26 protein-coding genes are annotated in these 24508 nt (G+C 63.6%); 16 read left to right on the top strand and 10 right to left on the bottom strand.

The window, feature by feature from the left end; genetic code table 11:
• Nucleotides 1–2: 2 nt before the first annotated feature.
• The 7 genes from AC6I97_RS05415 to AC6I97_RS05385 are packed head-to-tail and all read left to right on the top strand — an operon-like array spanning nucleotide 3 to nucleotide 6702.
• A complete protein-coding gene (locus AC6I97_RS05415) occupies nucleotides 3–341 on the top strand; it encodes a hypothetical protein (RefSeq protein WP_224165488.1) in 339 nt (112 codons plus the stop codon).
• 13 nt (nucleotides 342–354) lie between these two features.
• A complete protein-coding gene (locus AC6I97_RS05410; RefSeq protein WP_224089213.1) occupies nucleotides 355–789 on the top strand; it encodes a GPW/gp25 family protein in 435 nt (144 codons plus the stop codon).
• Nucleotides 786–3413 carry a baseplate J/gp47 family protein gene (locus tag AC6I97_RS05405; RefSeq protein WP_497944297.1) on the top strand — a complete coding sequence of 876 codons (2628 nt, stop codon included), beginning with the start codon at nucleotides 786–788 and terminating at the stop codon, nucleotides 3411–3413. Before AC6I97_RS05410 ends, AC6I97_RS05405 begins: the two co-directional genes overlap by 4 nt.
• Nucleotides 3406–3969 carry a hypothetical protein gene (locus tag AC6I97_RS05400; RefSeq protein WP_497944296.1) on the top strand — a complete coding sequence of 188 codons (564 nt, stop codon included), beginning with the start codon at nucleotides 3406–3408 and terminating at the stop codon, nucleotides 3967–3969. Before AC6I97_RS05405 ends, AC6I97_RS05400 begins: the two co-directional genes overlap by 8 nt.
• On the top strand, nucleotides 3966–4439 hold the full coding sequence (locus AC6I97_RS05395) for a hypothetical protein (protein WP_497944295.1): 474 nt from the start codon (nucleotides 3966–3968) through the stop codon (nucleotides 4437–4439). The genes AC6I97_RS05400 and AC6I97_RS05395 overlap by 4 nt, the downstream gene beginning before the upstream one ends.
• Nucleotides 4440–4493: 54 nt before the next feature.
• Complete coding sequence (locus AC6I97_RS05390) at nucleotides 4494–5423, top strand: PASTA domain-containing protein (protein ID WP_497944294.1); 930 nt, start codon at nucleotides 4494–4496, stop codon at nucleotides 5421–5423.
• Between the two features lie 52 nt (nucleotides 5424–5475).
• On the top strand, nucleotides 5476–6702 hold the full coding sequence (locus AC6I97_RS05385; RefSeq protein ID WP_497946944.1) for a pyridoxal phosphate-dependent aminotransferase: 1227 nt from the start codon (nucleotides 5476–5478) through the stop codon (nucleotides 6700–6702).
• Nucleotides 6703–6780: 78 nt separating this feature from the next.
• On the opposite strand, the gene AC6I97_RS05380 is transcribed toward AC6I97_RS05385, so the two are convergent.
• Entirely contained in the window at nucleotides 6781–7818 is a 1038-nt protein-coding gene (locus AC6I97_RS05380) for a zinc-dependent alcohol dehydrogenase family protein (protein WP_497944293.1), read from the bottom strand.
• 92 nt (nucleotides 7819–7910) lie between these two features.
• Here AC6I97_RS05380 and AC6I97_RS05375 point away from each other — a divergent pair, with 92 nt between their 5' ends.
• Both AC6I97_RS05375 and AC6I97_RS05370 read left to right on the top strand, forming a co-directional pair.
• On the top strand, nucleotides 7911–8369 hold the full coding sequence (locus AC6I97_RS05375) for a carboxymuconolactone decarboxylase family protein (RefSeq protein ID WP_224089223.1): 459 nt from the start codon (nucleotides 7911–7913) through the stop codon (nucleotides 8367–8369).
• A gap of 17 nt (nucleotides 8370–8386) precedes the next feature.
• Nucleotides 8387–9280: a sigma-70 family RNA polymerase sigma factor gene (locus AC6I97_RS05370; protein ID WP_497944292.1), complete on the top strand. Its 894-nt coding sequence runs from the start codon at nucleotides 8387–8389 to the stop codon at nucleotides 9278–9280.
• Nucleotides 9281–9331: 51 nt separating this feature from the next.
• Here the strand turns inward: AC6I97_RS05370 and AC6I97_RS05365 are convergent, their stop codons facing one another.
• The 4 genes from AC6I97_RS05365 to AC6I97_RS05350 all read right to left on the bottom strand — a co-directional run bounded on the left by AC6I97_RS05365 (nucleotide 9332) and on the right by AC6I97_RS05350 (nucleotide 14001).
• Nucleotides 9332–10144 carry a hypothetical protein gene (locus AC6I97_RS05365; RefSeq protein ID WP_497944291.1) on the bottom strand — a complete coding sequence of 271 codons (813 nt, stop codon included), beginning with the start codon at nucleotides 10142–10144 and terminating at the stop codon, nucleotides 9332–9334.
• Nucleotides 10119–11423 carry an APC family permease gene (locus tag AC6I97_RS05360; RefSeq protein WP_497944290.1) on the bottom strand — a complete coding sequence of 435 codons (1305 nt, stop codon included), beginning with the start codon at nucleotides 11421–11423 and terminating at the stop codon, nucleotides 10119–10121. Before AC6I97_RS05360 ends, AC6I97_RS05365 begins: the two co-directional genes overlap by 26 nt.
• 108 nt (nucleotides 11424–11531) lie before the next feature.
• Nucleotides 11532–11993 (bottom strand): hypothetical protein, encoded by a 462-nt coding sequence (locus tag AC6I97_RS05355; protein ID WP_497944289.1) that lies wholly within the window; start codon nucleotides 11991–11993, stop codon nucleotides 11532–11534.
• A 16-nt stretch (nucleotides 11994–12009) separates the two neighbouring features.
• Nucleotides 12010–14001: a primary-amine oxidase gene (locus tag AC6I97_RS05350; protein WP_497944288.1), complete on the bottom strand. Its 1992-nt coding sequence runs from the start codon at nucleotides 13999–14001 to the stop codon at nucleotides 12010–12012.
• 123 nt (nucleotides 14002–14124) lie between these two features.
• On the opposite strand from AC6I97_RS05350, the gene AC6I97_RS05345 reads away from it, so the two are divergent.
• Nucleotides 14125–14715, top strand: a complete 591-nt coding sequence (locus AC6I97_RS05345; RefSeq protein WP_497944287.1) for a TetR/AcrR family transcriptional regulator — start codon at nucleotides 14125–14127, stop codon at nucleotides 14713–14715.
• Nucleotides 14716–14730: 15 nt separating this feature from the next.
• Here the strand turns inward: AC6I97_RS05345 and AC6I97_RS05340 are convergent, their stop codons facing one another.
• The gene (locus AC6I97_RS05340) at nucleotides 14731–15381 is read right to left on the bottom strand and encodes a LysE family translocator (protein WP_224089244.1); all 651 of its coding nucleotides are present in this window, start codon (nucleotides 15379–15381) and stop codon (nucleotides 14731–14733) included.
• A 162-nt stretch (nucleotides 15382–15543) separates the two neighbouring features.
• Between AC6I97_RS05340 and AC6I97_RS05335 the strand changes: the two genes are divergently transcribed.
• Nucleotides 15544–16956, top strand: coding sequence for an aldehyde dehydrogenase family protein (locus AC6I97_RS05335; protein WP_497946940.1), 1413 nt, complete (start codon nucleotides 15544–15546; stop codon nucleotides 16954–16956).
• A gap of 144 nt (nucleotides 16957–17100) precedes the next feature.
• Nucleotides 17101–17958: a prephenate dehydratase gene (locus AC6I97_RS05330; RefSeq protein ID WP_497944286.1), complete on the top strand. Its 858-nt coding sequence runs from the start codon at nucleotides 17101–17103 to the stop codon at nucleotides 17956–17958.
• Here AC6I97_RS05330 and AC6I97_RS05325 read toward each other — a convergent pair.
• The 4 genes from AC6I97_RS05325 to AC6I97_RS05310 all read right to left on the bottom strand — a co-directional run bounded on the left by AC6I97_RS05325 (nucleotide 17955) and on the right by AC6I97_RS05310 (nucleotide 21648).
• Nucleotides 17955–19334, bottom strand: coding sequence for an FAD-dependent oxidoreductase (locus tag AC6I97_RS05325; protein WP_497946937.1), 1380 nt, complete (start codon nucleotides 19332–19334; stop codon nucleotides 17955–17957). The genes AC6I97_RS05330 and AC6I97_RS05325 overlap by 4 nt on opposite strands.
• Nucleotides 19335–19360: 26 nt before the next feature.
• Nucleotides 19361–20338 carry a thioredoxin-disulfide reductase gene (gene trxB / locus AC6I97_RS05320; protein ID WP_309928671.1) on the bottom strand — a complete coding sequence of 326 codons (978 nt, stop codon included), beginning with the start codon at nucleotides 20336–20338 and terminating at the stop codon, nucleotides 19361–19363.
• 40 nt (nucleotides 20339–20378) lie between these two features.
• Nucleotides 20379–20801, bottom strand: a complete 423-nt coding sequence (locus AC6I97_RS05315; protein WP_224165502.1) for an arsenate reductase ArsC — start codon at nucleotides 20799–20801, stop codon at nucleotides 20379–20381.
• Between the two features lie 172 nt (nucleotides 20802–20973).
• Nucleotides 20974–21648 (bottom strand): metalloregulator ArsR/SmtB family transcription factor, encoded by a 675-nt coding sequence (locus AC6I97_RS05310; protein ID WP_497944285.1) that lies wholly within the window; start codon nucleotides 21646–21648, stop codon nucleotides 20974–20976.
• A 45-nt stretch (nucleotides 21649–21693) separates the two neighbouring features.
• On the opposite strand from AC6I97_RS05310, the gene AC6I97_RS05305 reads away from it, so the two are divergent.
• From AC6I97_RS05305 to AC6I97_RS05290, 4 genes are all read left to right on the top strand, one after another.
• Nucleotides 21694–22434, top strand: a complete 741-nt coding sequence (locus tag AC6I97_RS05305; protein WP_497944284.1) for an MIP/aquaporin family protein — start codon at nucleotides 21694–21696, stop codon at nucleotides 22432–22434.
• Nucleotides 22435–22536: 102 nt separating this feature from the next.
• Nucleotides 22537–22884: an ArsR/SmtB family transcription factor gene (locus tag AC6I97_RS05300; RefSeq protein ID WP_224089258.1), complete on the top strand. Its 348-nt coding sequence runs from the start codon at nucleotides 22537–22539 to the stop codon at nucleotides 22882–22884.
• 149 nt (nucleotides 22885–23033) lie between these two features.
• The gene (locus AC6I97_RS05295; protein ID WP_497944283.1) at nucleotides 23034–23516 is read left to right on the top strand and encodes a GNAT family N-acetyltransferase; all 483 of its coding nucleotides are present in this window, start codon (nucleotides 23034–23036) and stop codon (nucleotides 23514–23516) included.
• A 36-nt stretch (nucleotides 23517–23552) separates the two neighbouring features.
• The gene (locus AC6I97_RS05290; protein ID WP_497944282.1) at nucleotides 23553–24500 is read left to right on the top strand and encodes a PEP/pyruvate-binding domain-containing protein; all 948 of its coding nucleotides are present in this window, start codon (nucleotides 23553–23555) and stop codon (nucleotides 24498–24500) included.
• Nucleotides 24501–24508: the final 8 nt, after the last annotated feature.

Here is a 24508-nt window from a genome sequence, read left to right as displayed (position 1 = left end):
CCATGAGGATCCTGGTCAAGGAGGCCATCCTGCGCTGTGGGCACGACGGCAAAGTGGAGAACGTACCGTCGCAGGAGTGGGTCCGCATCAAAAAGTCACCCATCCTGGTGGCGACGGATCCCCAAGACCGGGATATCAGCATGTGCCCGCATATTGGCATCAACATCAAACCGTGCAATAAAACCCTGCCGGTCACCAAGGGCTACTCAACCTTCATCAGAATCGGGGGCAAAGCCATCTGCCTGGACACTGTGGAGGGCTTCACCGACGGCACACCTCCGGGCGCAGTTAAATACAACGTGCGCCGGCCCGGCCAAACGTTCGTGGGGTCGGGTTCATGAGAGAGGCACTGGCATGAGCGCCCCACGCTACACTTCGATTGCTTTCATCCATCCGGACTTCGACGCCGCGGCCGGTGTCCCGGGCCTGCGCATCACCCCGTCAGGCAGGCTGGCGACTGTGACGGATGCAGCCTCCATCCGCCAAGCCCTCCTCCTCCTGCTGAGCACCAGGCCCGGCGAGCGCGTTAACCGTCCGACGTACGGTTGCCACTTGTTCCGATTGGCGTTTGCTCCGGCCGACGACACCACGGCAGGCCTGGCTATCCACTACGTAGCCCGGGCCGTGGAGCAGTGGGAGCGGCGCATCACGGTCCTTTCCCTGGATGCGTCACGCTCGCCGGAGGATCCTGAAGTCCTCGAGGTACGGCTGAAATACCGTGTCCGCACCACCCAGCTTGAGGACGAGATCGCCATCGCCCTGCCCGTGGAATCCGGCGGTGCAGCATGAGTCTTCCCGTGCCCAACCTGGATGACCGCAGCTTCGCGGACCTCGTGGCCGGTGCCCGGGAACGCATCCAGCAAATCGCCCCTGAGTGGACGGACCTCTCCGTCCACGATCCCGGCATCACCATCGTCGAGGCCTTTGCCTACCTCACGGACACGCTCATGTACCGGCTCAACCGCGTGCCGGACAAGCTCTACGCCGTCTACTTGAATCTCCTCGGCACGTCCCTGTACCCGCCGAGCACTGCCGAAACGATGCTGGAATTCAGCCGCTCATCCGCGTCAGGTACAGGCACCGATCAGGAAATCCGCATCCCCAGAGGTACACAGGTCAGCTGCCCGCCAGGGGTTCCTGGTTCACCCCAGCCGGTATTTACGACGACGGCGGCAGCCACTTTGGCTCCCGGCGAGACCAGCGTGCTGGTTCCCGCAGCCGATGTCACCATGTATGACGCGGTACCGATTGGTACCGGGACCGGCAGGCCGGGCCAGAGCTTCGTGATCCCGAACGCGCCGATCGTCTCGGGCGCTGGGCTGGCGGTCGCCGTCGAAGTTCCAGCGGGGACGCGGCTGAGCAGTGGCGAGGCTGTCCTGGTGGACGGAAAGCCGTTCCGGTACTGCAAGGAAGTGGAGGCGTTTGCTGACGCAAGGCCGGGTGAGATGCCGGTGCGGATTGATCGCAGTGCCGGCGTCGCGATGTTCGCGTGGTGGGACGACGAGTCCAAGGGGCGGACGGAACCCGGGCAGAGCCCGTTGGTACCAGGGCCGGGCGCCGAGGTTCGCGCCTGGTACCGCAGCGGTGGCGGTTCGGGCGGCAACGTGGGCGCGGGTCAGCTCACGGCGTTGCGTTCCCCTGTTCCAGGTGCCAAGGTCACTAATCCTGAACCAGCCACCGGCGGCCGCGATGGCGAGTCCTTGGAGAACGCCCTGAGGCGCGCACCCCAGGATTTTCAAGCCCGCGACCGCGCAGTCACCGTCAGGGACTACGAGGTCCTGGCACGTCGCCACGGCGGGGTGGGCCGCGCGAGGGCGTTCACGAGGAAGGATCTGTGGGCGTTTGCCAGGCCCGGCGAAGTGGAAATTGTGTTGGTGCCATTCGTTCCCGGCGGCAGGGCAGGGGCGGCCCAACCATTACGCGCAGCGGACCTTGCGTCACATGCACGCGACGAAGTGCGGACTGAAGTGGAACAATATCTCCGCAGGCGGTCCACGGTTGGCGCCGAGCCTGTAGTGCGCTGGGGCCTCTACAAACAGGTGCTGGTGGATGCGAGGATCGTTGTTCGTCCCGATGAGGACGCCGAGGCCGTGAAATCCAGGATCGCGGGCCGCCTGTCTGAAGGGATCAGTCCGCTGAGCCCGGATTCGTCCAGTTACGGATCCGGCTTTGGGAAGCCACTGCGTGTCTCCAATCTGTACCGCGCCATGGAGGAGGCCGAGCCTGGCGTTCAGTACGTGGACCGGGTCAGGCTGGAAGTGGACAAAGTTCCGGACAGTGATGCCGTGTCCTTGGTCCAGGCTGAAGGCCAGGACAAGACGTGGTTCGTGGCCCAAGGCGGCACCCTGTTCCGCACTACCAACGCCGCCGACGGCTGGGAAGCCTGTGCGGATTTTGGCGACGACGGCGACCAGGCGGAAGAAACCGTCCGCGCCATCGCCCCGTTCCGTTCCCCCGCACCTGGCCGGGTGGGTCCGGAGCGGCATCCGGGCATGGTGGCCGTCAGCACGGTGACCGGCACTGGTTCCCGTATTTACATCAGCGAGGACCTCGGCGAATCCTGGCGCAAAGCAGCCGAGCTGGGGTTCGTCGTCGCCGATTTGTGTTGGGTGGACCGCCAAGGCGAGCCGCTGCTGTTGCTCGCCGGCGAACGCGGACTGTACGAACTTTCCATGAGCCAAGGGGCAATCCCCGTGCAGAACGTGGTGGACACGTCCCAGCCGGATCGTGGCTTTTACGCAGTGGACGCCTTGGTGGACGTCCGCGGGCGGACAGGTGTCGTGGTGGCTGCGGAGGCCTCGGAAGGCGTCTGGCTCTCCCCCGACGCCGGTACCGCGGACAGCTTCAAGCAGGTCAAGGCCGCCGGCGAGGACATCCGCTGCATGACCATCCAGTACGACGGCGGTGCGAGCTATGTGTGGCTCGGCCGCGCAGTGCCGGAAGGGACCGGGACGGGATGCCTGCGGCTGAAGATCGATGAGCTGGGCCGTACCGATTTCGATGAGTCGTTCATGAATTCGTGGGAGCAGTTCAGCACTGGCTGGACCGGGGGAAGTTGCTGGGGTGTCCACGTGATGGGCGACGCTGCCTATGCCGCTACCCAGAGCGGCGGTGTGTTGCGCCTGAAACTGGGCCAGGCGTCGGCGCAGTGGAGCGTGCCGGACGTCAACTGCAATCTGCCGTTGAGGGACCGCACCCGCTTCGAGCCGGTCAAATCCGTGTCCGGGGCAATCCTTGACGGCAAACCCTTGGTCCTCGCCGCCGGTCCCAAAGGCGTGTACCGCAGCACTGACAACGCCGTGAAATGGGAGAGCTGCACACGGCGCGTGGTGGACGACGTCGTGACGCTGCCCGACACCTGGCTGTTCTGCTCGGGTGACCACAGGATCGAGGTGGTCCATGGCAATGGCTGAGCCCATGCGGCCATCCGGGTCCAAGCTGCTGAAGGTCCTGCCGGAAGTTTTCCAGGTGGCCGCCGATACCAGCTCTCCCCTGCAGGCCCTGCTTGCCGTGGCCGAGGACATGCATGAGCCCGTCCGGCAGGTCCTGGACCGTATCCATACCGTTCCCGATCCCGGCCGCGCGCCGTCGTCGTTGATTCCTTTTCTCTCGCGCTGGGTAGATCTGGACTGGCTAACGCTGCCCGGTCCGGAGGCCGGCGCTGGATCCGGGAGCATTCCGGCGACCAGCGCAATTCCCATATCGCGGCAACGGGACCTCATCGCAGCTGCGGCGCAGCTCTCTGCCCGCCGCGGCACTGTGGACGGGCTCACCCGCTTCCTGCACCTGGCCACCGGGGTGCCCGGGTTCGACGTCGAATCCGTGCCCGGCGCCTTCCATATCAGGGTGCTGGTGCCTGCGGAAGCGGGTGGGCAGCTGGAGTTGATCCGCAGAATCGTCAAAGGTATGAAGCCCGCGCACGTGACGGATGAGGTTCAGGTGCGGGGGATGAACGGTGACCACGCATGAATAAGGAGAACCGCACGCCGATTCTTGTGGTGATTGCCTGCGGAGTGATTGCGCTGTTGGTGCTGGTGTTCGGCGTCAGCTGCGGTGGCGGAAACAACGATGCCGCACGGGAATGGCAGGGCGGATTCTCCGACGCAGCCGCGGGCGCGCAACTCACGTCAGCAGACCTGTCTGCTCAAGGCGGTTCGTGTTCGGCGACCGATACCCAGCTGGTGGTTACGGGTGCGTGCGTGTTCGATGTGAAGGAATTCGGTGGAGGCCTGTTCTATTTCGGACCTCCCACCAAGCGGGCAAGGCTCGCCCCGCAGCAGGCGGTCACCGTCTCGCTGTTGGTGCAGGGCACGCGGGCTGAGCAGAATTCAGGCCCAGGGAAGACCGTGGACCTGACCTTCGGGACCTCCGGCGGACAGCTGGGAATCGACTGTCCCCTGGGGACTTGTGTGTTGCTGATCCAGAAGCCCGGAGGCTGAAATGAGCTGCTGTGTGCCGAAACTACAAACCGCGATCCCAGGAGTTGTTGTGCCATGACTGCCATCACCATGACGTTGAGCTCCCCGGATGTCGTCCTTAAAAATGGGAAGGGTTCGCTGACAGCGTCCGTCACCAACGGCTCCACCACTTCCGAGCGTGTGGTGCTCGGCGCCTTCCCCGGGCAGGTGACCAATCCGCCGTCGAAAACGTACACCACCATCCCCAACCCATTGCGGACCATCGCCGCCGGGGCCACCGAACAGTACGTGGTCAATTTCGACACCGCGGGAGCATCCGAGGGGAGCTACCCGGTGAAGCTGATCGCCTACTCCGCCGACGACGCACCCGAGGACTACGCGGACCAGGCGCATGTGGTCACCTTGACGGTTCCGGCAGCTGAGAAACCGAAGCCGACGCCGGGATTCCCCTGGTTGTGGGTGATCATCGGGGGTGTGGTGCTGCTGGCCGTCATCGGCGTGATCCTGTACTTCATGTTCAAGGACGCCAACGTTCCGGACGTAAAAGCCAAGCCGCAAGCTGAGGCGGTCCAGATCATCACGGACTCCGGCTTCAAAGCAGCCACGAGCGAGGTCGAAAGCGCCTCGCCCGAAGGTACGGTAGTCAACCAGAGCCCCGCCGGCGGCGAGAAAGTGGGCCGCGGCAGCACGGTCAACCTGGAAATTGCGGTGCCCGTGAAGGCCACCGTGCCCAGTGTCCTGGGATCACGGATCGAAACAGCCCGCAACGCCTTCCAGGCAGCACAACTGCAATTGGACTTCACCCAGGGTTCCGCCTGCCAAAGCTCGCCTCCCCTCTCCCTGACGCGCTGCATAGTGGTGGGGGTCAATCCCGACGTCGGCACTAAAGTCAACGTCAACGCACTCGTTTTGGTGCGGACTGAATTGAGGTCCAGCATCATCCTTGATCCCGTAAACATTTGTCTCAGCAACCCCCAACTTTGCGAGGTGCGGCTGAACCCGTGACTATTTCGGGACGGGTTTGCCTTGCCGGGGAGCTGACATGAAAAGATCAACCATGCGTCCGATGCAGCACTCCAGCAAACTCCAGAATGTCCGCTACGAACTCCGTGGTCCCATCCTCCAGGCCGCCAAGGCCATGGAAGCCGAGGGACACCGCATCCTCAAGATGAACCTTGGGGACACGGCACCGTTCGGGTTGGAAGCGCCGGAGTCAGTGGTGGTGGACATGATCCACCACATCCGCGGAGCCCAGGGCTACAGCGATTCCAAGGGCATCTTCTCCGCCCGGACCGCGATCTCGCAGTACTACCAGACGCGCGGACTGATGACGATCGGCGTCGAGGATGTCTTCATCGGCAACGGCGTCAGCGAACTCATTTCCATGACCCTGCAGGCGTTCATGGAAAACGGTGACGAGATCCTCATCCCGGCACCCGACTACCCGCTCTGGACCGCGGCCGTGACACTCACGGGCGGCAAAGCCGTGCACTACCTCTGCGATGAGGACGAGAACTGGTGGCCGGACATGGCCGACGTCGAATCAAAGATCACGGCGCGCACACAGGGCATCGTGATCATCAACCCGAACAATCCCACAGGGGCCGTCTACCCCAGGCACATCCTTGAGCAATTCGCGGCGCTCGCAAGGAAGCATGATCTCGTCCTGTTTTCCGATGAGATCTACGAGAAGATCCGCTACGTCGACGCCCCGCACATTCATACCGCAGCTGTCGCGGACGACATCCCGGTTCTGACGTTCAGCGGACTCTCCAAGGCCTACCGCATGCCCGGCTACCGTGCAGGTTGGGTTGCCGTGACGGGACCATTGACCGCAACGGCTGCCTATCGCGAATCCCTGGAACTGCTCGCCTCGCTGCGGTTGTGCTCCAACGTTCCCGCCCAGCACGCCATCCAGACCTGCCTGGGTGGATACCAAAGCATCGAGGCACTCATTCGTCCCGGCGGCCGCCTGCGTGAGCAACGGGACCTGGCGTGGAAGTTGTTGACCGCGATCCCGGGCGTTTCGTGCGTCCCCGCCGCGGGCGCAATGTACCTGTTCCCCCGGCTGGACCCGGAGATCTACCCGATCGAGAGCGACGAGAAGTTCGTCCTTCAACTCCTGCAGGAACAGAAGATCCTCGTCTCGCACGGAACGGCCTTCAACTGGCCCACCCCGGACCACTTCCGCTTCGTGATCCTGCCGACCGTGGAGGACATCGAGGAAGCCGTGCGCAGGATCGAGCACTTCCTCGCCGCGTACCGGAACCGCCCTGCAGATTAACCCAACTAGGTCGCATTTGTGCGCGTTTTGACGGCTCAAAACGCGCACAAATGCGACCCAGTTGGGGGTGCCAGGCGGTTAGCGCGCCGGGTCGATCATGGTCATGCCTGCGGGGCTGGCCTTATCGAAGCCGGGCAACAGGACCGCTGCTTCTTCCAGCCCGATAGTGCGTTCGATCAGCAGCTGCGGCCGGAGCGCACCCTGTTCAATGAGGGCCATCATTCCGGGATAGTCCACCGCGGCCATGCCGTGGCTGCCCAGGACATCCAGTTCCCAGCCGATCACGCGGGCCATCGGCACCTGCGGGTTGCCGTCAATGGAGGGCAACAGGCCGATCTGGACGTGCCGGCCCCGCCTGCGAAGGCTGAGGATTGCGTCTGCGCAGGTTTGTTCACTTCCGACGGCGTCTACCGCCACGTGGCTGCCTCCGTTGGAGAGGACGTTGACCGCGGCGGGGATATCCGCACCGTCAGCAAGCACGGTGTGGTCTGCACCCAAACGTGCAGCCACGGCCAAGGCCTCCGGGTTCCGATCCACGGCAATGACCTTGGCTCCCATGGCCTTGGCAATCATCACAGCGCTGAGGCCCACGCCTCCCGCGCCCACAACTGTCACCCATTCGCCGGCCTTCACCTGGGCACGGGCTGCCAGGGCACGATATGCCGTGGCGAAGCGGCAGCCGAGGCTTGCCGCCGTCGTAAATTCAACGCTTTCCGGTATGGCAACCAGGTTGCTGTCGGCAGCGTGCAGGGCCACGTATTCGGCGAACGATCCCCAGTGGGTGAAGCCGGGCTGCTCCTGGTCGGGGCACACCTGCGCGTCACCATCAAGGCACCATTCGCACTTACCGCACCCGCAAACGAAGGGGACGGTGACGCGGTCGCCGACCTTCCAGCGCTGGACGTCTTCCCCGACGGAGTCGATGACACCGGCGAGCTCGTGGCCTGGAACGTGGGGCACCGCTATGTCATCGTGGCCGGCCCAGGCGTGCCAGTCGCTGCGGCACATGCCGGTGGCCAAAACCTTCACCACCACACCTCGAGCGGGAGCCTCGGGTTTGGTGACCTCCCGAACGGCGGGTTGGGTCCGGACCTCATCAAAAACTACTGCGCGCATCGACTGACTCTAACAATTAGCCGCCCCTGTCACACTTCCGCCGCCCCTTACGACATCTCTGATGTAAGGCACCACCACGGAAGGGAAACAGCATGACCCGCATCAATATCGGCCACAGCAACAAACTCGGCTACGCCGCTGTCATCGGGCTGGAGGGCTACGCCCGGAAGTCGGTTGATCCCGACTTGTACGAACTCATCAAGCTCCGCGCTTCCATCCTTAATGGCTGCGGTTTCTGCGTGGACATGCATTCCACTGACGGTCGGAAGCGCGGGATTCCTGCCCGCAAGTTGCATGCCGTGGCGGCGTGGCAGCATTCGAAGGTGTTCTTCGATGCCCGCGAGCAGGCGGTGCTGGCCTTGACCGACGCCGTCACGCAGCTCGGTCCGGATACCGTCACCGACGAGATCTGGAATGCGGCCGCCACCCATTTCGACGACAGCCAGATGGGCGGTTTGATCCTGGCCATCTCCACGATCAATGTGTGGAACAGGATTGCCGTGAGCACGCAAATGGAGCCGCCGGTAGATGAGAAGAACCCGATCGTCTGAGGGGTAGCGTGGAGGGCATGAGTCTTGCGGTATCCGCCACGGCCGCGTGGCAGAGCGAACGGAATCGTTTGTTGGGAATCGCCTACCGGATGTTGGGAGATTTCGGCCATGCCGAGGACGTCGTCTCCGAGGTTGCCATCGATGCCGTTCGGCAGGAACGCAAGGCCGATGGCCACCGCGTGGAATCCTGGCCCGCGTGGCTGACAACGGTGTGCGTGCGGCGCTCCGTTGACCGGGTGCGCCAACTCGCCGCTGCGCGCGAGGACTACACCGGGCCTTGGTTGCCGGAGCCGGTGGACACCTCCAGGCTTCCGGAGGAAACCGTGGCCAACCGCGAGCTCCTGTCCTTGACCTTGCTTCACCTGGCTGAGCAGCTGGCGCCGGAGGCGAGAGCCGCACTGGTGCTCCACCGCGCTTTTGGGATGTCCGCGCCGGAAATCGCGGACATCCTGGAAAAGACTCCCACTGCCGTCCGCCAAATGATCTCCAGGGCCGAGCGCCGCTTGGACATCGACCCGGATGCTCCCGCTCCGAGGACCAAGGATCGCGCAGCCTTGGAGAAACTTGTACGAGCCATCGAGCAGGGTGAGATTGACACGGTAGTGGCGATGCTCGACCGGGATGCAGTGCTCTGGGCCGACGGCGGCGGCAAGGTCAAGAGCGCAATGAACCCGGTGTTCGGGGCGGAGCGGATCGGGCGGTTCTTCGCGGGCATCCTCAGCAAAGCGGTGGTTTTCGATCCCGTACAGCCCGTCACTGCCGAGATCATCGCTGTGAACGGGGAACCAGCGCTGGTACTCCGGCACTCGGGCCGCGCCGACGTCCTGGTGCTCGACGGCGGCCCTGACGGCACCATCCGCGGGTTGCGGCAGATCTCGAATCCGGACAAGCTGACGCGGGTTTCGCTGTGAGTCGGCTCGACGTAGCAGGATTCCCGCGAAGTCACCGGACTGGCGGCAAGGCTAGTCCCCCGCCGAACCGCTCACGCGCAGGGCGTTGATGATGGCGGGAATCGAGGCAATCAGCATGATCAGTGCCCACACCAGCGCCACCACCACAGTGATCAGCGCCCAGAACTGATCTCCAATGGACACCAGGGGACCCGGCAGGAACCCGTGGATCAGCCCCAGGATCATCTGAAGCAGCACGGACACCACCAGCAGCACCACGAGTCCCGTGACTTTGAGGAACTTTGGCTGGCTGAGAATCAGCAACACTGCGAACACGATTTTCAGGACCAGCAATAGTCCCAGAATCGCCGCTGCCTGCCCGGTAGGAAAGCTCCCCCACAGGGCAAGGTAGGCAATGGTTCCAAACGGGGTAGCCACGAACAACCCGATCATCAGGAACAGCTTCGCCAAAGCCAACATTGCGGTGAGGAACGCCGCGATAACCCAAAGCAGCGTCACGATAAATGTCGTGAGCCCCTGGATCCGGCCATAGGTCCGAAGATCGATGATCAGGCTAAGCCCCAGCATCACCACTGTGAACAGCAGCAAGCCATCCAGGAATGCGAGGAATCCAATGCCCGCGCCCGGCGGTTCGGCATCGGCCCGCTGCGTTTTGAGGAAGACATCCAGTGGAACACCCAGGTTGTTGGCGTCGCTTGCGGAGACGGGGTCGACGGCGGTCTGCCCCAGCAGGAGCGACATCCCCACCTCGGCCAGGACTACCAGGGCAAAGACAACAACGGCTGCAATGAAGAAGGGGCGGCGCAGGGCATCAGGGTCAGGCCCGCTGCGGAACCCCTCACGAATTGACCACGCTGCGGCCATGGCTCAATTGTGGCACCGGGGGTTTCAAATACAAGCGCCCCACCAACAATGCCGCAGCACCCAGCACTGCGGGCACCAGCAACGCCCAGCCGCTGAACAGCAGGACCACGAGCATCACGACGGCGGCCACAATCACTCCGTACCAGGCTGCGGTTCCACGGGGCAACAGGAGCACGCCTGCGGCCAGGCCAAAAGCGGTCACGGCCGTGAAGCATGCCGAGGCAGCGCCGATCTGAAACTCCATGCTGAGGAGCCCTACAGCGGCCAGGGCAAAGGAAAGCGACGTCATGGCAGCCAGCACGCCGAGGCTCACAGTGGGCACCTCGCCGGCAGCCACGCCACGCGCCAAAGGCCGCGGCAGCACGCCGTCGGACGCCAACCTGGCGCCCAGCTTGCTGGCCCCGGCGACGAAAGTATTCAGCGGTCCGAACGTCAACACGGCTGCGGCCACAGCCGTCGCGGGAGCCGCCGCCGGTCCCAGTCCTTTCGCCAGTAGTTCGGCCACCGGCACGCTGCTGCCAGCGAGGCCTGGACCGAGGACGGCGACACAGGCTGCCACCAAACCGATGTAGACAACACCCACGACGACGAGCGTCAGCCAGGTGGCCCGCTTGAGGTCGCGCTCGGGGTTGCGGAATTCGCCGGCCAGATGCGTCACGGCTTCCCACCCGGCGAAGCAGAAGAACAGCAAGCTCGCTGCGCCACCCACGGCCCAGTAGCCGTTCGGGGCGAAGGGAACGAAGTTCTCTGCCTTGGCGTAGGGCGCAGCCACGGCGACGGCGAGCGCGAGCAACGCCACGAGCAAGACCATGAGGAAGAGTTGCAGTTTGCTGGAGACCCGGATCCCCACCGCGTTGCTCAGGAAACCTGCCGCCAGGATGAACCCGGCCGCGATCAGGGCCGTCTCCCGCCCGCCGCCCATGGCATGCGCGATGTATTCCCCGCCGATCACCGCGGTGGCGGGCGCCCCGAACGGGATGGCGAAGTAGAAGAGGTAGCCGGCCACAACTGAGGCCCGCTGCCCGAAAGCGCGGGTCACGAACGTGGCGATCCCACCGGCGTCGGGCTGTTGCCTGGACATTTCCGCGAAGCTGAACGCCACCGGTGTGCAGAACACCAGCAGCAACGCCCACGCCAATAACGACGCCGGTCCTGCAACCTGGGCGGCGATAGCTGGCAGAACCAGCACACCGGATCCCAGAATGGCACCTACATAGATCCCCGTCGCCCTGAACAAGCCAAGGCCTGAATAACCCGAATTACTGACAGCTCTACTCACCTCTCTACTGAACAGTGTTCGGGCAAGGTGCAACAAGCGGGAAAACTGCCTGCTCGAGGCAATATCCTGCCGAATTCCTGCTGGGCTTATGCCGAAGGCCAAACAGGATCAGGAAGCAGCGGCAATTTGTACCCGACGCCGTAGCCGCGCTACCAGCGTGGCCGCGAGCAACGCCGTCGTGATTTCCAATCCGATCACCAGCAACAGTCCGGCGGCGCCGGAAGTATCAAAAGCGTTCGACGTCGGTCCCCCACCATGGGCGTGAGCAGCACCGCCCGCTCCCGACAGGCCTCCCGCTCCCAGCAGCAAGACGGCATGGAGGCCAACCATCGCCACGGCCGAGATGGTGACTTGGTGAAGAGCTCCGACGCGGCTGTGGCGCCAAATGTGAAAGGTGCACGGCACGCACACCGCCGCCAAGGCAATCATGAGGATGCCGAGCCACGCGCCGTGGTGTCCCGAGGCCGCGAGCCACAGGTGGACGGCGCATGACACAGCCGTGAGTGCCGCGCAGATCCGGGGATGGAGGACGGGCCCGGCTGACCGGACCCGTCCCGTCGTAGTGGTCATGTGTCCGGGGATCCGTTTAGTGGCAGTGGTCGTGGTGACCTGAGCTGGACGCATCGCCGTGTTCATCCGCAGCGGTGGCGGCAGAGCTGTGGCAGCTCGAACCTGAAGAGTTGGCGGGCACATCCAGCACGGGGCTGCGGTCGAAGAAGCCTTCGGGGCGCAGCTTGAAGCCAACGGTGTCCACGGGCATGATCGGCCAGTCCTCCACGCGGGGGAAGTGTGTGAGGCCAAATGTGTGCCATACGACGATGTCCTGGCCGTCTATCTCGCGGTCCTGAGCGACGTAAGCCGGGAGGCCCGCGCCCCCGGAGTGCTGGTTCACGAAGTCGCCCGTGGGGTAGCGTTCCTCGTCGGCATAGCGGGTGACCCAGAGGTCCTTCGTGGCGAACGCGGCGCGCTTGGCGATAGAGGAACCTGGGTCGGCCAGCAGCGTGGGCTGGTTTTCGGCGTGGAGCTTGTAGCCGACGGGTTCGCCCAAACGGTTTCGGGACTCGGGGTTGGAAATGATCCAGGTACGGCCTGAACGCGCGTCGGCCTCCCGGACGCCTTCCGACTCGCGGGTGAGCAGCGTCCGCTTGCGGGAGAAGGCGTTGCCGCGCTCGTTGCCTTGGCCCATAGCCTGGCGGACCACGTCTTCTTCTTCCACGCGGTTGGTGAAGCCGTCAATGGCCATGTCCAAACGGGCGCTGAAGAGGTGCTGGTGGAACGGGGCACCGAGGCCCGGCGCCAGCTGGGAAATGTTGTCCGAACCGCCTTCCGGGAAGGCGCTGGTGAACACGATGCCGGTGGCCTTGGCTTCGAACTCGATGGTGCCGTCCAGGTAGAGGTACCAGTAGAAGCCGTAATCGTAGTTGCCGATGGTGGTGAAGAAGGAGATCACCAGGCGACGGTTGCGGCGGGTGTAGTTGATGCCGGTCCAGAGGTCCGAGTGCTTGGAGAGGATGCCCCAGTCTTCCTCGTGCATGCAGATCCCGTTGCGGATTTCGCGGGGGTTGCCGAAGGCATCGCTGATGATGGGGCTGAGGTAGGTGATGTCGCCAAGGCAATCGCAACCTAGTTCCAAGGAGTTGGCGTACTGGCCAACGAGGTATTCGCCGGTGTCGAAGTAGTTTTGCCAGGAGCGGATGGGCGAGGGATCGCCGTACGGAACCACCATTTCGGCGATCGATGCCCGGTTGATGATGGGCCTGAGGCGGTCGCCGTCCCGGAAAGCGAGGTTGTGGAGGACAACTCCTTCCCGGACGTCGAAGCCGACGTCCACGCTCCACTTTTCCCACTCCACGTGATTGCCACCTGTGACAGTGAAGCTCGGACCTTCCGGCTGCGTGATGCTGATGGGCTTCTGGGAGGTCCGCAGAGGTCCGGTCAGTTCAGGATCCGTGTAGTTTCCATGCTCGGCCGGGATCGGCATGACGCCGAGATCGATCACCTGGGTGACTTCCTTGTTGACCACGTCCACGTACGCCACCAGCCCGTCCACAGGGTGGGCCCACGCACTGTCCTCCGGGAAGTCCTGCACAAAGGCCAGGCCACGAAGGATGCGGCGGCCGCGTTCCTCGTCGTATTCGAAGACTCCCGCGGACAACGGAGCCACGCGAACCTTTTCCACGTCCAGATCTCGTGCCGCAAGGGCGGTGAGCCAGCGCTCGTCCGTGGCGAGGAGCGTCTCCACGACCTCGAACTCTTCCTCCAGCACGGGGAGTTCGCCGGAGACTTTGGTGTCCAGTTCTGTTGCGGACAGGATCTCACCACGTGTCACCGACACCACGACGTCGGTAGGAGCCCCGCCGGAGATGTCGTGGATGAACACACGGAAGCGGCGGTCTTCTTTTGCTTGCCCGCGGGGCGGATCCACAAGGCCCAGGTAGGCAATCCGCTGCTCGGCGCCGAGGTGTCCGGCGGCCTGCAGGAGGCGCTGCACCTCAGAGATTTCGGCACCTGTGGCCAGGCGGTACTGGGTTTCCTTAACGGCTGCGTCAGTGGCTGTCTGGGTTGCTGTGGGCGTCATGGCTGCCTCTTGTCCGGGACCTATGATGGGTCAGGATTTATTTTCTATAGATGTAGAGAATAACCAAAACGTAAGATGAGTCACAAGACCTGTCCGCCAAAAAGTTTTCAGGGAGCCCCCTCAGTGCCAAAGATTGTGGACCACGATCAACGACGCCTCGAACTGGTGGACGCAACCTGGCGGATCATTGCAAGGCTGGGCATTGAAGGCGCCACCATGCGCGAAATTGCCGAAGAAGCCGGCTTTGCCAATGGCGCGCTCAAGCCCTATTTTCCGACGAAGGATCTGCTGCTGACGTCAGCTTTCGGGCACGTTTTCAACCGCACCAACCAGCGCATAGCGGCCGTGACCTCGGGATTGGCCGGCATCGCTGCCCTCCGCGCCTTCTGCGCCGAAGTCCTGCCGCTGGACGAGGAGCGCGTCAACGAAGCCCGCATCGTGATCCCGTTTTGGCAGAAGGCCCTCAACGACGCAGAGATGGCGGCCCTGCACAGCGACTCCATGAACCAGTGGCACAACACCATCACGGCGCACACGGCAGCAGCCCGCGCGGCCGGTGAGATTGCCGCCCCCATTGGGGACGCCGCCGTCGCCGATCATCTGCTCAACATGATGCTGGGCGCCCAGATCGTGGCAGCCCTCTCCCCCGGCGAGCACTTTGCCGAGGACCTTGAAGGACAGCTGGACAACTACCTAAGGTTGCTGGCGGGCTAGCTAACTGCTGGCTGCCTAGCTGCTGGCGCCCGACGCCACCACGCCGACGCCCAGTCCCGCGATCACACCGCTGCTGACACGCTCGACGGCGGTACTCACCTTGGGGCGCTTGAGCCACCGCATCGCCTTGAACGCCACCACCGCGATCATCGACAGGTACGCGAAGGCAATGACGGCAACCACGATGCCCAGAATGAGCGAGGTACCCATGGTGTCTCCGCCGTGCGGGATGAACTGCGGCACCACGGCGAGATAGAACAGGCCTACCTTCGGGTTCAGGAGTGTGGAGAGAGCTCCTGCGCCCAGCGCCGCGAGCCGGCTGTACGGGAGGGGCGCGTTGGAACCCTCTCCCTCTGGGCCTGCTTTGGCCGCCCTGGCCGCTTTCCTGGACTTGATGAACGACGAAACGCCCAGATACAGCAAGTACAAGCCGCCCGCGATCTTGACCCAGCGGAACAGTTCCGCCGACTGCTCAAGGATGGCCGCGAGGCCAACGCCCACCAGTGCAGCCCAAACAATCGCCCCCATGGCCGACCCCGCCGCCGCAGCAATTCCAGCACTGGGACGGTTCAACGCAATGCGAAGGACCAAAAAGGTGTCCGGACCCGGAGTTACGGACAGGACCAGGCAGAGACCGGCGAAGGCAGCGAGGGATGCAAGAGTCACCCGCCAAATTATCCGGTACGAAAGGCGCTGCTGGAAAGCGTTCGCTTCCCGTCAAGGGCTGTTCGTGCATAGACAAGGCGACTCCGCGTGACGCCAACCACACTGGAATCATCGCCGCGCGCCTCACCGGCCGCCAAGACTTACTACCCGAGCGGAGTACCAATGGAGACTTACGACGCCTTGCTGGCCTCGATTACCGCAGCCCCCGGCCAGAACAGCCGCACGATTCTTGACCCTGCAACGGGCCAGGCGGTCGGCGAAGCCCCCGTCCACACCGTTGAAGATCTTGACGCCGCAGTTGCAGCTGCCGCAGCTGCACAGCCAGCCTGGGCTGCCTTGGGCCACGACGCGCGGTCCGCTGCGCTCATGAAGGCGGCCGACGCCGTCGAACGCTCCGCAGAAGAGCTCGCCCAACTGCTCTCCCGCGAGCAGGGCAAGCCGCTGAACGGCCCGAACGCCCGCTTCGAAGTCGGCGCGTGCGCCGCGTGGCTGCGCGCAACCGCCGCCACACCGCTGGACCCTGAGACTGTGGTGGACGACGGCGAAACCCGCGCCGAACTGCACTACCGGCCCATCGGCGTCGTGGGCGCGATCGGCCCCTGGAACTGGCCGATGATGATCACTGTCTGGCAAATCGCCCCTGCCCTCCGGATGGGCAACGCCGTGGTGGTCAAACCCTCCGAATACACCCCGCTGTCCGTGCTCGCGCTGGCCTCGATCATCAACCAGGAACTGCCCGAAGGCCTGCTCAGCGTGGTCTCCGGAGGACGCGACGTCGGCGAAGCGCTGGCCGCGCACGACGCCATCGGCAAGGTCATGTTCACCGGCTCCACGGCCACAGGCAAGGCGATCATCCGTTCGTCGGCTGACACCGTCAAGCGCCTCACCCTGGAACTCGGCGGCAACGACGCAGGCATCGTCCTGCCCGACGCGGACCCCAAAGCCATTGCCGAGGGGCTGTTCTGGGGCGCTTTCATCAACACCGGCCAGACCTGCGCCGCCCTGAAGCGCCTGTACGTCCACGACTCGCTGTACGAGGCAGTGTGCACTGAACTGGCCGCCGTCGCCGCCGCGATGCCGATGGGCAACGGGCTCGATGAGAACAACGTCCTCGGCCCACTGCAGAACCGCCAGCAGTATGACATCGTGGCCCGGCTGGTGGAGGCTGCCCGCGACTCCGGTGCACGCATCCTGCTCGGCGGCAACCCCGACGCCGATCAGCCCGGCAACTTCTACCCCACCACACTGGTTGCCGACATCGACAACGACAACCCGCTCGTCGCCGAGGAACAGTTCGGCCCGGCCCTGCCGATCATCCGGTACAGCACCGTTGACGAGGCAGTCGCCAAAGCCAACGCCCTCGACGTCGGCCTCGGCGCCTCCGTCTGGTCCTCCGACCTGGCTGCCGCCCGCGAGGTCGCCTCCCGCATCCAGGCCGGCACCGTGTGGATCAACAAACACGGCGCAGTGGACCCACGCATCCCCTTCGGTGGCGCCAAGCAGTCCGGCTACGGCCTGGAGTTCGGCGCTGAAGGCCTCAAGGCACTGGGCGTACCGCAGATCATCAACGGCTGAGTTCCCGCTTTCCTGGCCCAACTGAGTCGCAGTTGAGCGCGTTTTGACCCCTCAAAACGCGCTCTGCTGCGACTCAGTTGGGTTGCCGGTCACAGGGTGGACCCGGTTGGGTTGCTGGGGGATCCGCGTGAAACCATGAGCACCATGTCCCAGAAGATTGCGTATCAAGGTGAGCCGGGAGCCAACTCGGATCTCGCGTGCAAGGAAATGTTCCCCGACCTCGAAAGCGTGCCCTGCGCAAGCTTTGAAGACGCCTTTGAACTGGTGTCCACCGGTGAAGTGGACCTCGCCATGATCCCGATCGAGAACTCCATCGCCGGACGTGTGGCTGACATTCACGCACTGCTCCCCCAGTCCAAGCTGCAAATCGTGGGCGAGTATTTCCTGCCCATCCGGTTTGACCTCTTGGGCATTCCGGGCAGCACCATTGAAGGCGCAACAGAGGTTCACAGCCATATCCACGCTTTGGGCCAGTGCCGCAAGATCATCCGGGAAGCTGGCCTCAAGCCGGTTATCGCCGGAGACACGGCAGGATCAGCGAGGGAAGTGCGCGACTGGAACGATCCCCGCAAGCTTTCCCTCGCTCCTCCACTGGCCGCGGGCTTGTATGGTCTGGAGGTGCTGGCCTCCGGCGTCGAAGATGACCCCACCAACACCACGCGCTTTGTGGTTCTGGCCCGGGAACGCGAAATTCCCACCAAGGAGGAGCTCCCGGGTCCCGCGATCACGAGCTTCGTGTTCCGTGTTCGCAACGTCCCCTCAGCGCTCTACAAAGCGCTGGGTGGTTTTGCGACCAACGGCCTGAACATGACCAGGCTTGAGAGTTACATGGTGGGTAACGAGTTCGCGGCCACCATGTTCCTCTCCGACGTCGAAGGGCACCCTGCGGACGCTCGTCTCCGCCGGGCGCTGGAGGAGCTGGAATTCTTCACCACGGAGGTGCGGATCCTGGGCGTCTATGCCGCCGATAGCTATCGGCAACGGAACACCGTCAACGCCTAGCGGCTAAACCCCGAACGGCCGTGCGCGAACCCGGTCGGGAAGCCGATGAAAGCTGGTTCCGGTGAAGCACAGCAGCCCGACTCCGCTTCTTCGTTGATGACCGTCGAGGGAACATCGCAGCTGGTCCCGGCGTCCGTGGAGCAGACTCCCGTTTCCGGCAGTTCCAGCTGCACCAAATCCGCTGCCTCGTGGTCACCGGCCAGTGCAGCAGCGACGGAACGGACCTGCTCATAGCCCGTGGCCAGCAGGAAGGTCGGAGCACGGCCATAGGACTTCATTCCCACGACGTAGAAGTCCTTCTCTGGATGTGCCAGCAGCTTGGCACCATGTGGAGGCACAGTGCCGCAGGAGTGGAATTCGGGGTCAATCAGTGGACCGAGCTCCGTGGGTGCCTCAACGGCAGGATCGAGGTTGAGACGGAGTTCGCGCAGGATCTCCAGGTCCGGGCGGAAGCCGGTGCACGGAACGATGACATCGACATCCAGCGTGCGTCCGTCAACGGCTTCAACGCTCACTCCGGAATCGAGCGATTTCAGGCCAGCTATGCCGAAACGTGTGTGCAGTTCTATGCTTCCCGCTTCGACGAGCCGACGAAGCCTGGCGCCGAGCTGGCCCCGCGCGGGCAATCCGTCCGCGGCTCCGCCACCGTAGACCTTCTCTGCAGAGCCGCCTCGCACGGCCCACAGGATCCGCGTGTTGGGTTCGTCCTTGGAGAGGTCGGCCAAATTGATCAGGGTGTTCGCAGCCGAGTGTCCAGCGCCCACGACGAGGACGCGGCGACCGGCAAAGGCGGCGCGGTCCCGCCCAATAACGTCCGGTAGGGGCGAGGAGATGCGGTCCGCCGCTGTCTCTTCGCCAACGGCGGGCAAGCCTGAGGTGCCCAGCGGGTTGCGTGTTGACCACGTTCCCGACGCATCGATGACGGCAGCCACAACATGATCACGGGTTTCGCCGTCCGCGTGCTCCACCCTGACCAGGAAAGGGGTGGTGTCCCGGTCACGGACGTGGGTCTTGTCCAGTCCCAGACGGGTAACGGCGATAACGCGGGCGCCCGTCTGCAAGCGGGAAGCCATGACCGGCATGGCTGCCAGCGGAGTGAGGTAGTTGTCGATGAGCTCCCCGCCGTAAGGCAGGGCCGTGGGGCGGGGAGATTCCCAGCCTGATTGTTCCAGGAGGCGGACGGCGGCGGCATCGATGTTGAAACGCCAGGGCGAGAAGAGCCGGATGTGGCGCCATTGTTCGATGGCCGCACCGGCGGAGGGTCCAGCTTCAAAGATGACCGGTTCGAGGCCACGTTCGATCAAGTGCGCTGCTGCGGCCAATCCGACCGGGCCGGCACCGATTATTGCGACGGGAAGGTTCTTCGCTGTCTCCATGGTGTCCTCTTTCATCCTTGGGATCCTCAGGCGTGGGTGGGTTCTTCCACCAGTGCCGTGGCTATGCTGTCTGCGTCCTCAAGTGCCGCCAGAAATCGTTCAGCATCCAGCGCTGCAGCGCACCCCGTGCCGGCGGCGGTGATCGCCTGGCGGTACCGGTGATCCACGGCATCGCCACATGCGAAGACCCCGGAGAGATTGGTGCAGGTGGTGGGCGAATCGACTTTGATGTAACCCTCGGCGTCGAGGTCCACCTGCCCGGCGACAAGCTCGGTGCGGGGCAAATGACCAATGGCAACGAAGATCCCTGTTGCAGGCTGTTCGCGGGTTTCTCCAGTGCGGGTATCCGTCAGAGTCACTCCGGTAACTTTGGTGTCGCCGTGGATCCTGGTGACGGCGGAGTTCCAGGCGAAGCTGATCTTGGGATTGTCCTTGGCCCGCTGGGCCATGATGCGCGAGGCACGGAGTTCACCCTTGCGGACCACAACAGTCACGGACTTGCCGAAGCGTGTCAGGAACGTTGCTTCTTCCATGGCAGAGTCTCCACCGCCAACCACAATGATGTCCTGTTCCCGGAAGAAGAAACCATCGCATGTGGCGCACCAGGACACGCCGTGTCCGCTGAGCTTTTTCTCTTCCGGCAGTCCGAGTTCCTTATAGGCCGAGCCAGTAGCGAGGATGACTGCGGGCGCTTCGTGCGTCTCCCCCGCGCCGGTGACCACCCGTTTGAGGTGAGCTTTCAGATCGACTTCCGTGACGTCGTCGAACACTATGCGGGCGCCGAACTTCTCGGCCTGCTCCTGGAGTCCGTCCATCAACTCAGGGCCCTGGATACCGCCCGGGAAGCCGGGGAAGTTTTCGACCTCGGTGGTGTTCATCAAAGCGCCACCCGCGGTAACCGAGCCTGCCAGGACGAGCGGCTTAAGCCCTGCCCGGGCCGCATAGATGGCCGCGGTGTAGCCCGCCGGGCCCGAGCCGATGATAATCAGTTGTTCGGCGCTGATGTCATTTCTCACGGGAATCTCTCCTATGCCGGAAGCCGGATTACTTGGACGCAGGGATGAGGGAATCGATCAGGCCCTCGATGCGGGTCTTTATTTCATCCCGAATAGGCCGTACCGCGTCAACACCCTGGCCAGCTGGATCTTCCAGGACCCAGTCTTCATACCGCTTGCCGGGGAAGTATGGGCATTCGTCACCACAGCCCATGGTGATGACGACGTCGGATTCCTTGACGGCTTCGGTGGTGAGTACCTTCGGGATTTCGGCGGACATGTCGATGCCCAGTTCGGCCATGGCCTCGACGGCGGCGGGGTTGACCTTGTCGGCCGGCTGGGAACCGGCGGAGCGGACCTCGATCTCCCCCTTGGCGAGAGTGCTTAGGAACGCGGCCGCCATCTGGGATCGGCCGGCATTGTGGACGCAGACAAAGAGGACGGAGGGCTTCTTGGCGGTTTCGGTGCTCACGGGTTTTCTCCTGGAAGTGTTGTGCGAACGAGTGTGTGGTGTGGAGACATGCGCCCTAACCGTAAAGCTCTGAAATACCGTATCGATCCTTGGATATTGATGAAGATCGATACATAGAAGTATCGGGCGGTATATCGATGATTGTCAATATTTGATTTTGAGGCCCACGTTTCTAAGCGGCAATGACGCGCGCAGCGAGCTCGGTGACGCGGTGGGCAATATCCTCGAAGGCTGCATCGAAGGCCGCCGGAGTATCCACCCGCAACGGATCGGCAACAGACCAGTGGATCCCACCGAGGCCGACCAACTCCTCATGGGCTTTGTCGCAGACGGTCACGATGAAGTCGGCTTCATCCGCCACTTCGTCAAGAGCGCGGGGAGCGACGTCGGGCAGATCCAGGCCATGTCGCCGGGCCGCCTCGACAGCCCCCGCGGCGATACTGTCCGCGGGGTGCGTTCCAGCCGAGGCCGAAGGTATCGCGCTGGCCTGCCGCCAAAGGGCAGACGCCAGTTGGGAGCGGGCACTGTTGCGCGTGCAGACGAACAAGACGCGACGTGCGTCGTGGGCGATGCCGGGCACAAGACCCTCGAAAGCGTCGCTGGCGAGGCGGACGTAACTACGGCGCTTGTCCGCCTCCGAGCGGTGGCGCTTTGCCAAGCCTGCTTCCTCGAGGGTGCGCAGGTGGTGGGAGAGCAGGTTGGACGGCATACCCAATTCAGCCTGCAATTCCGTTGGAGAAAAGTCCCCGAGGGTTAGCAGGTCAACTATGCGCAGGCGCGCTGGATCAGCGAGGGCGGCATGCCTTGCGACCCTTGCCTGAAAGACCTCAACTGCTTCAATATTCATTGGTTCAATTTTGACTGAGTTAATTCTTTGCGTCAAGCTGTTCCCATGACTTCACCCCAGCCACCCCTGTGGCGCCGCGCCATTGCCGAACTGCTAGGCACCTGCCTGCTGGTTGCGGTCGTTGTCGGGTCCGGGATTGCCGCTCAACAGCTATCCCCCGCCGACACCGGCCTGCAGCTGCTGCAAAACAGCACGGCTACAGTTCTCGGGCTGACAGTGCTGATCCTGGTGTTCGGGCCGATCAGTGGCGCCCACTTCAACCCCGTAGTGTCCTTGGCGGACTGGTTTCTGGGGCGGCGCAATGGGTCCGGACTGAGCCTTCGGGACCTCGGGGCGTATATACCCACGCAGATCGTGGGTGCGATCTGTGGCAGCGCCCTGGCGAACGCCATGTTTGAGATCGGGACGGACATTTCAAGGAAGGAACGTGCGACACCCGGGCACCTACTGGCCGAGATCGTTGCCACCGCAGTGCTGATCCTCCTGATTTTCGCTCTCGCAACCACGAATAGGGGTGTCCTGGCAGCCCCAGCCGTGGGCGCTTACATCGGCGCCGCGTACTGGTTCACGTCCTCAACTTCATTTGCCAACCCAGCCGTAACCCTCGGCCGGATTTTCAGCGACACGTTTGCCGGCATCGCACCGGCATCCGCGCCTCCATTCATCGCCGCGCAGCTGATCGGCGCAGCCTTGGGCCTTGCACTTCTGCTCCTGCTCTTTCCAGGCGCCGGGCGCTGCGCCAGTGAGGTGGTCATCCCACATGCGGGGGAAGGCGCGGAGCGTTAATGGAGAAGGCCCAGCAGCTCACCGGCGAAGGGCCGCAGCTTGACGGCGAAAAGCGCCACGACCATACATTGATGAATGTCAATGTTGCGGCATAATGGATAGATGACCTCGCTGCCACTCCTCGAACCGGCTACGGACAAGGACTGTTGTCCACCATCAACAGGCTCCCTTGACGCCTATGAGGCCCAGGTGCGCGCCTCCGTGTTTAAGGCGCTGGCCGATCCCAACCGGCTTCGCCTGTTGTCCATCGTCAAAAGCGCCGACGGCGGTGAAGCCTGCGTCTGCGATCTCACCGAGCCCCTGGACCTCGGCCAGCCGACAGTCTCACACCACCTGAAGATCCTGGTGGATGCCGGCCTTCTGCACCGCGAAAAGCGGGGCACATGGGCGTACTACTCCTTGGTCCCGGGTGCCATTGAGCGGACTTCCGGCCTGCTGGAGACCCTGTGACAAGCGGGACTACAGGGACGAGAGGGACTTCAGGGACAAGCGAGACTTCAGGGACGAGCGAGACTGCTCACACAACGGAGGCTAAAGACACAACGGAGACTAAAGGGACTACAGCGCGATTGCCCAACAGCGGCGTCCGGATCCGCAAAATGACCCGTTCCGATTGGCCGGTGGTCAGGGAGATCTTCACCGAAGGTATCGAGTCCGGGAACGCCACGTTCGAGCCCGCCGCTCCCGGATGGGAGCAATTCGACGCTTCAAGACTCAACGATCACAGGCTGGTCGCCGAAGCAGAAGACCGGATCCTCGGTTGGGCCGCCGTGTCCGCCATCTCCTCGCGTGCGGCGTATGCGGGTGTCGTGGAGCATTCCATTTACGTGGCCGGGGAAGCCCGCGGGTTGGGTGTGGGTAAGGCCCTTCTCCGCGCGCTGATCACGTCCACTGAAGAAGCAGGAATCTGGACGATCCAAGCCAGTGTCTTTCCCGAGAATGAAGCGAGCCTCCGGCTTCATGTTGCGGAGGGCTTTACGGTTGTCGGCCGGCGGAATCGAATCGCCAGGATGCCTCTTGGCCCACTCGCGGGGCAGTGGCGCGACACCCTAATGATCGAAAGACGCTCCGCGACTGTCTGAAACCGGAAGTGTCTGCGAAGAGGGAGAGCCATGGCTATGAGCGAGTTTCCGCAGCTTGGCTCTGCGACCGCGGACCAGACCGTGTTGGGCAGTAAAGCAGCCACTCTTTCCGAGCTCAGGGCAGAGGGTTTCAACGTGCCAGCGGGGTTCGTCGTCACGTCGGAGGTGGTGGGGCAACTCGGAAACAACCTCGCGGGCGCTCTGACAGCTGCTGCCGGCAGGACAGGCCCGGGACCCTACGCTGTCAGGTCCTCTTCCACCGCAGAGGACCTCGCAGGCGCTTCCTATGCTGGTCTCTACGAAAGCTTGCTGAACGTTGAGCGGGATGACCTTGAGCATGCTGTCAGGCAATGTTTGGCCTCCGCTGCGGAGCATAGAGTTGCAGCGTATGAGGCTGTTCTCGGAGCAGCTGCCCGCGGCGATGCGGCAGGCCCTTCCATGGCGGTACTCGTTCAACAGATGGTCCAGCCCCGTGCCGCAGGCGTTGCGTTCACTGCCAACCCGCTGACCGGGGACCACGACGAAACCATTGTCACGGCCGTCGCCGGTCTTGGGGAGCCGCTGGTGTCCGGCGAAGCAGTCGGAGAGCAATGGACAGTCCGCGCCAGCGAAGCCACGCGCACCACGGATGGCAGCATCCTCACCTCGGACCAAGCAAGGCAAGTAGCGGCGTTGGCCCGTCGGCTCGACCACCGGGCCGGGGTCCCGCAGGACATCGAGTGGGCTCTGGACCATGACGACGCACTGTTCCTCCTTCAGGCCCGCCCGATGACGGCGCTTCCCACGCCAGCAGTTTGGACAGCTCCGGGCGAAGGCCTGTGGGCGCGGAATTTCAGGCTCGGTGAATGGCTTCCGGATCCCATGACGCCGTTGTTCGAGGACTGGCTTCTTCGCCGGATCGAGACCGGGTATCTCGACGGCATGGAGGACGATATTCAGGTGCGGGTGCCATTTCGGTATGGCTCCGTCAATGGCTGGTATTAAACGCCCCG

It is taken from the genome of Arthrobacter sp. TmtSoilC48, assembly GCF_059739425.1.
This window is presented reverse-complemented; position numbering and strand designations above follow the sequence as displayed.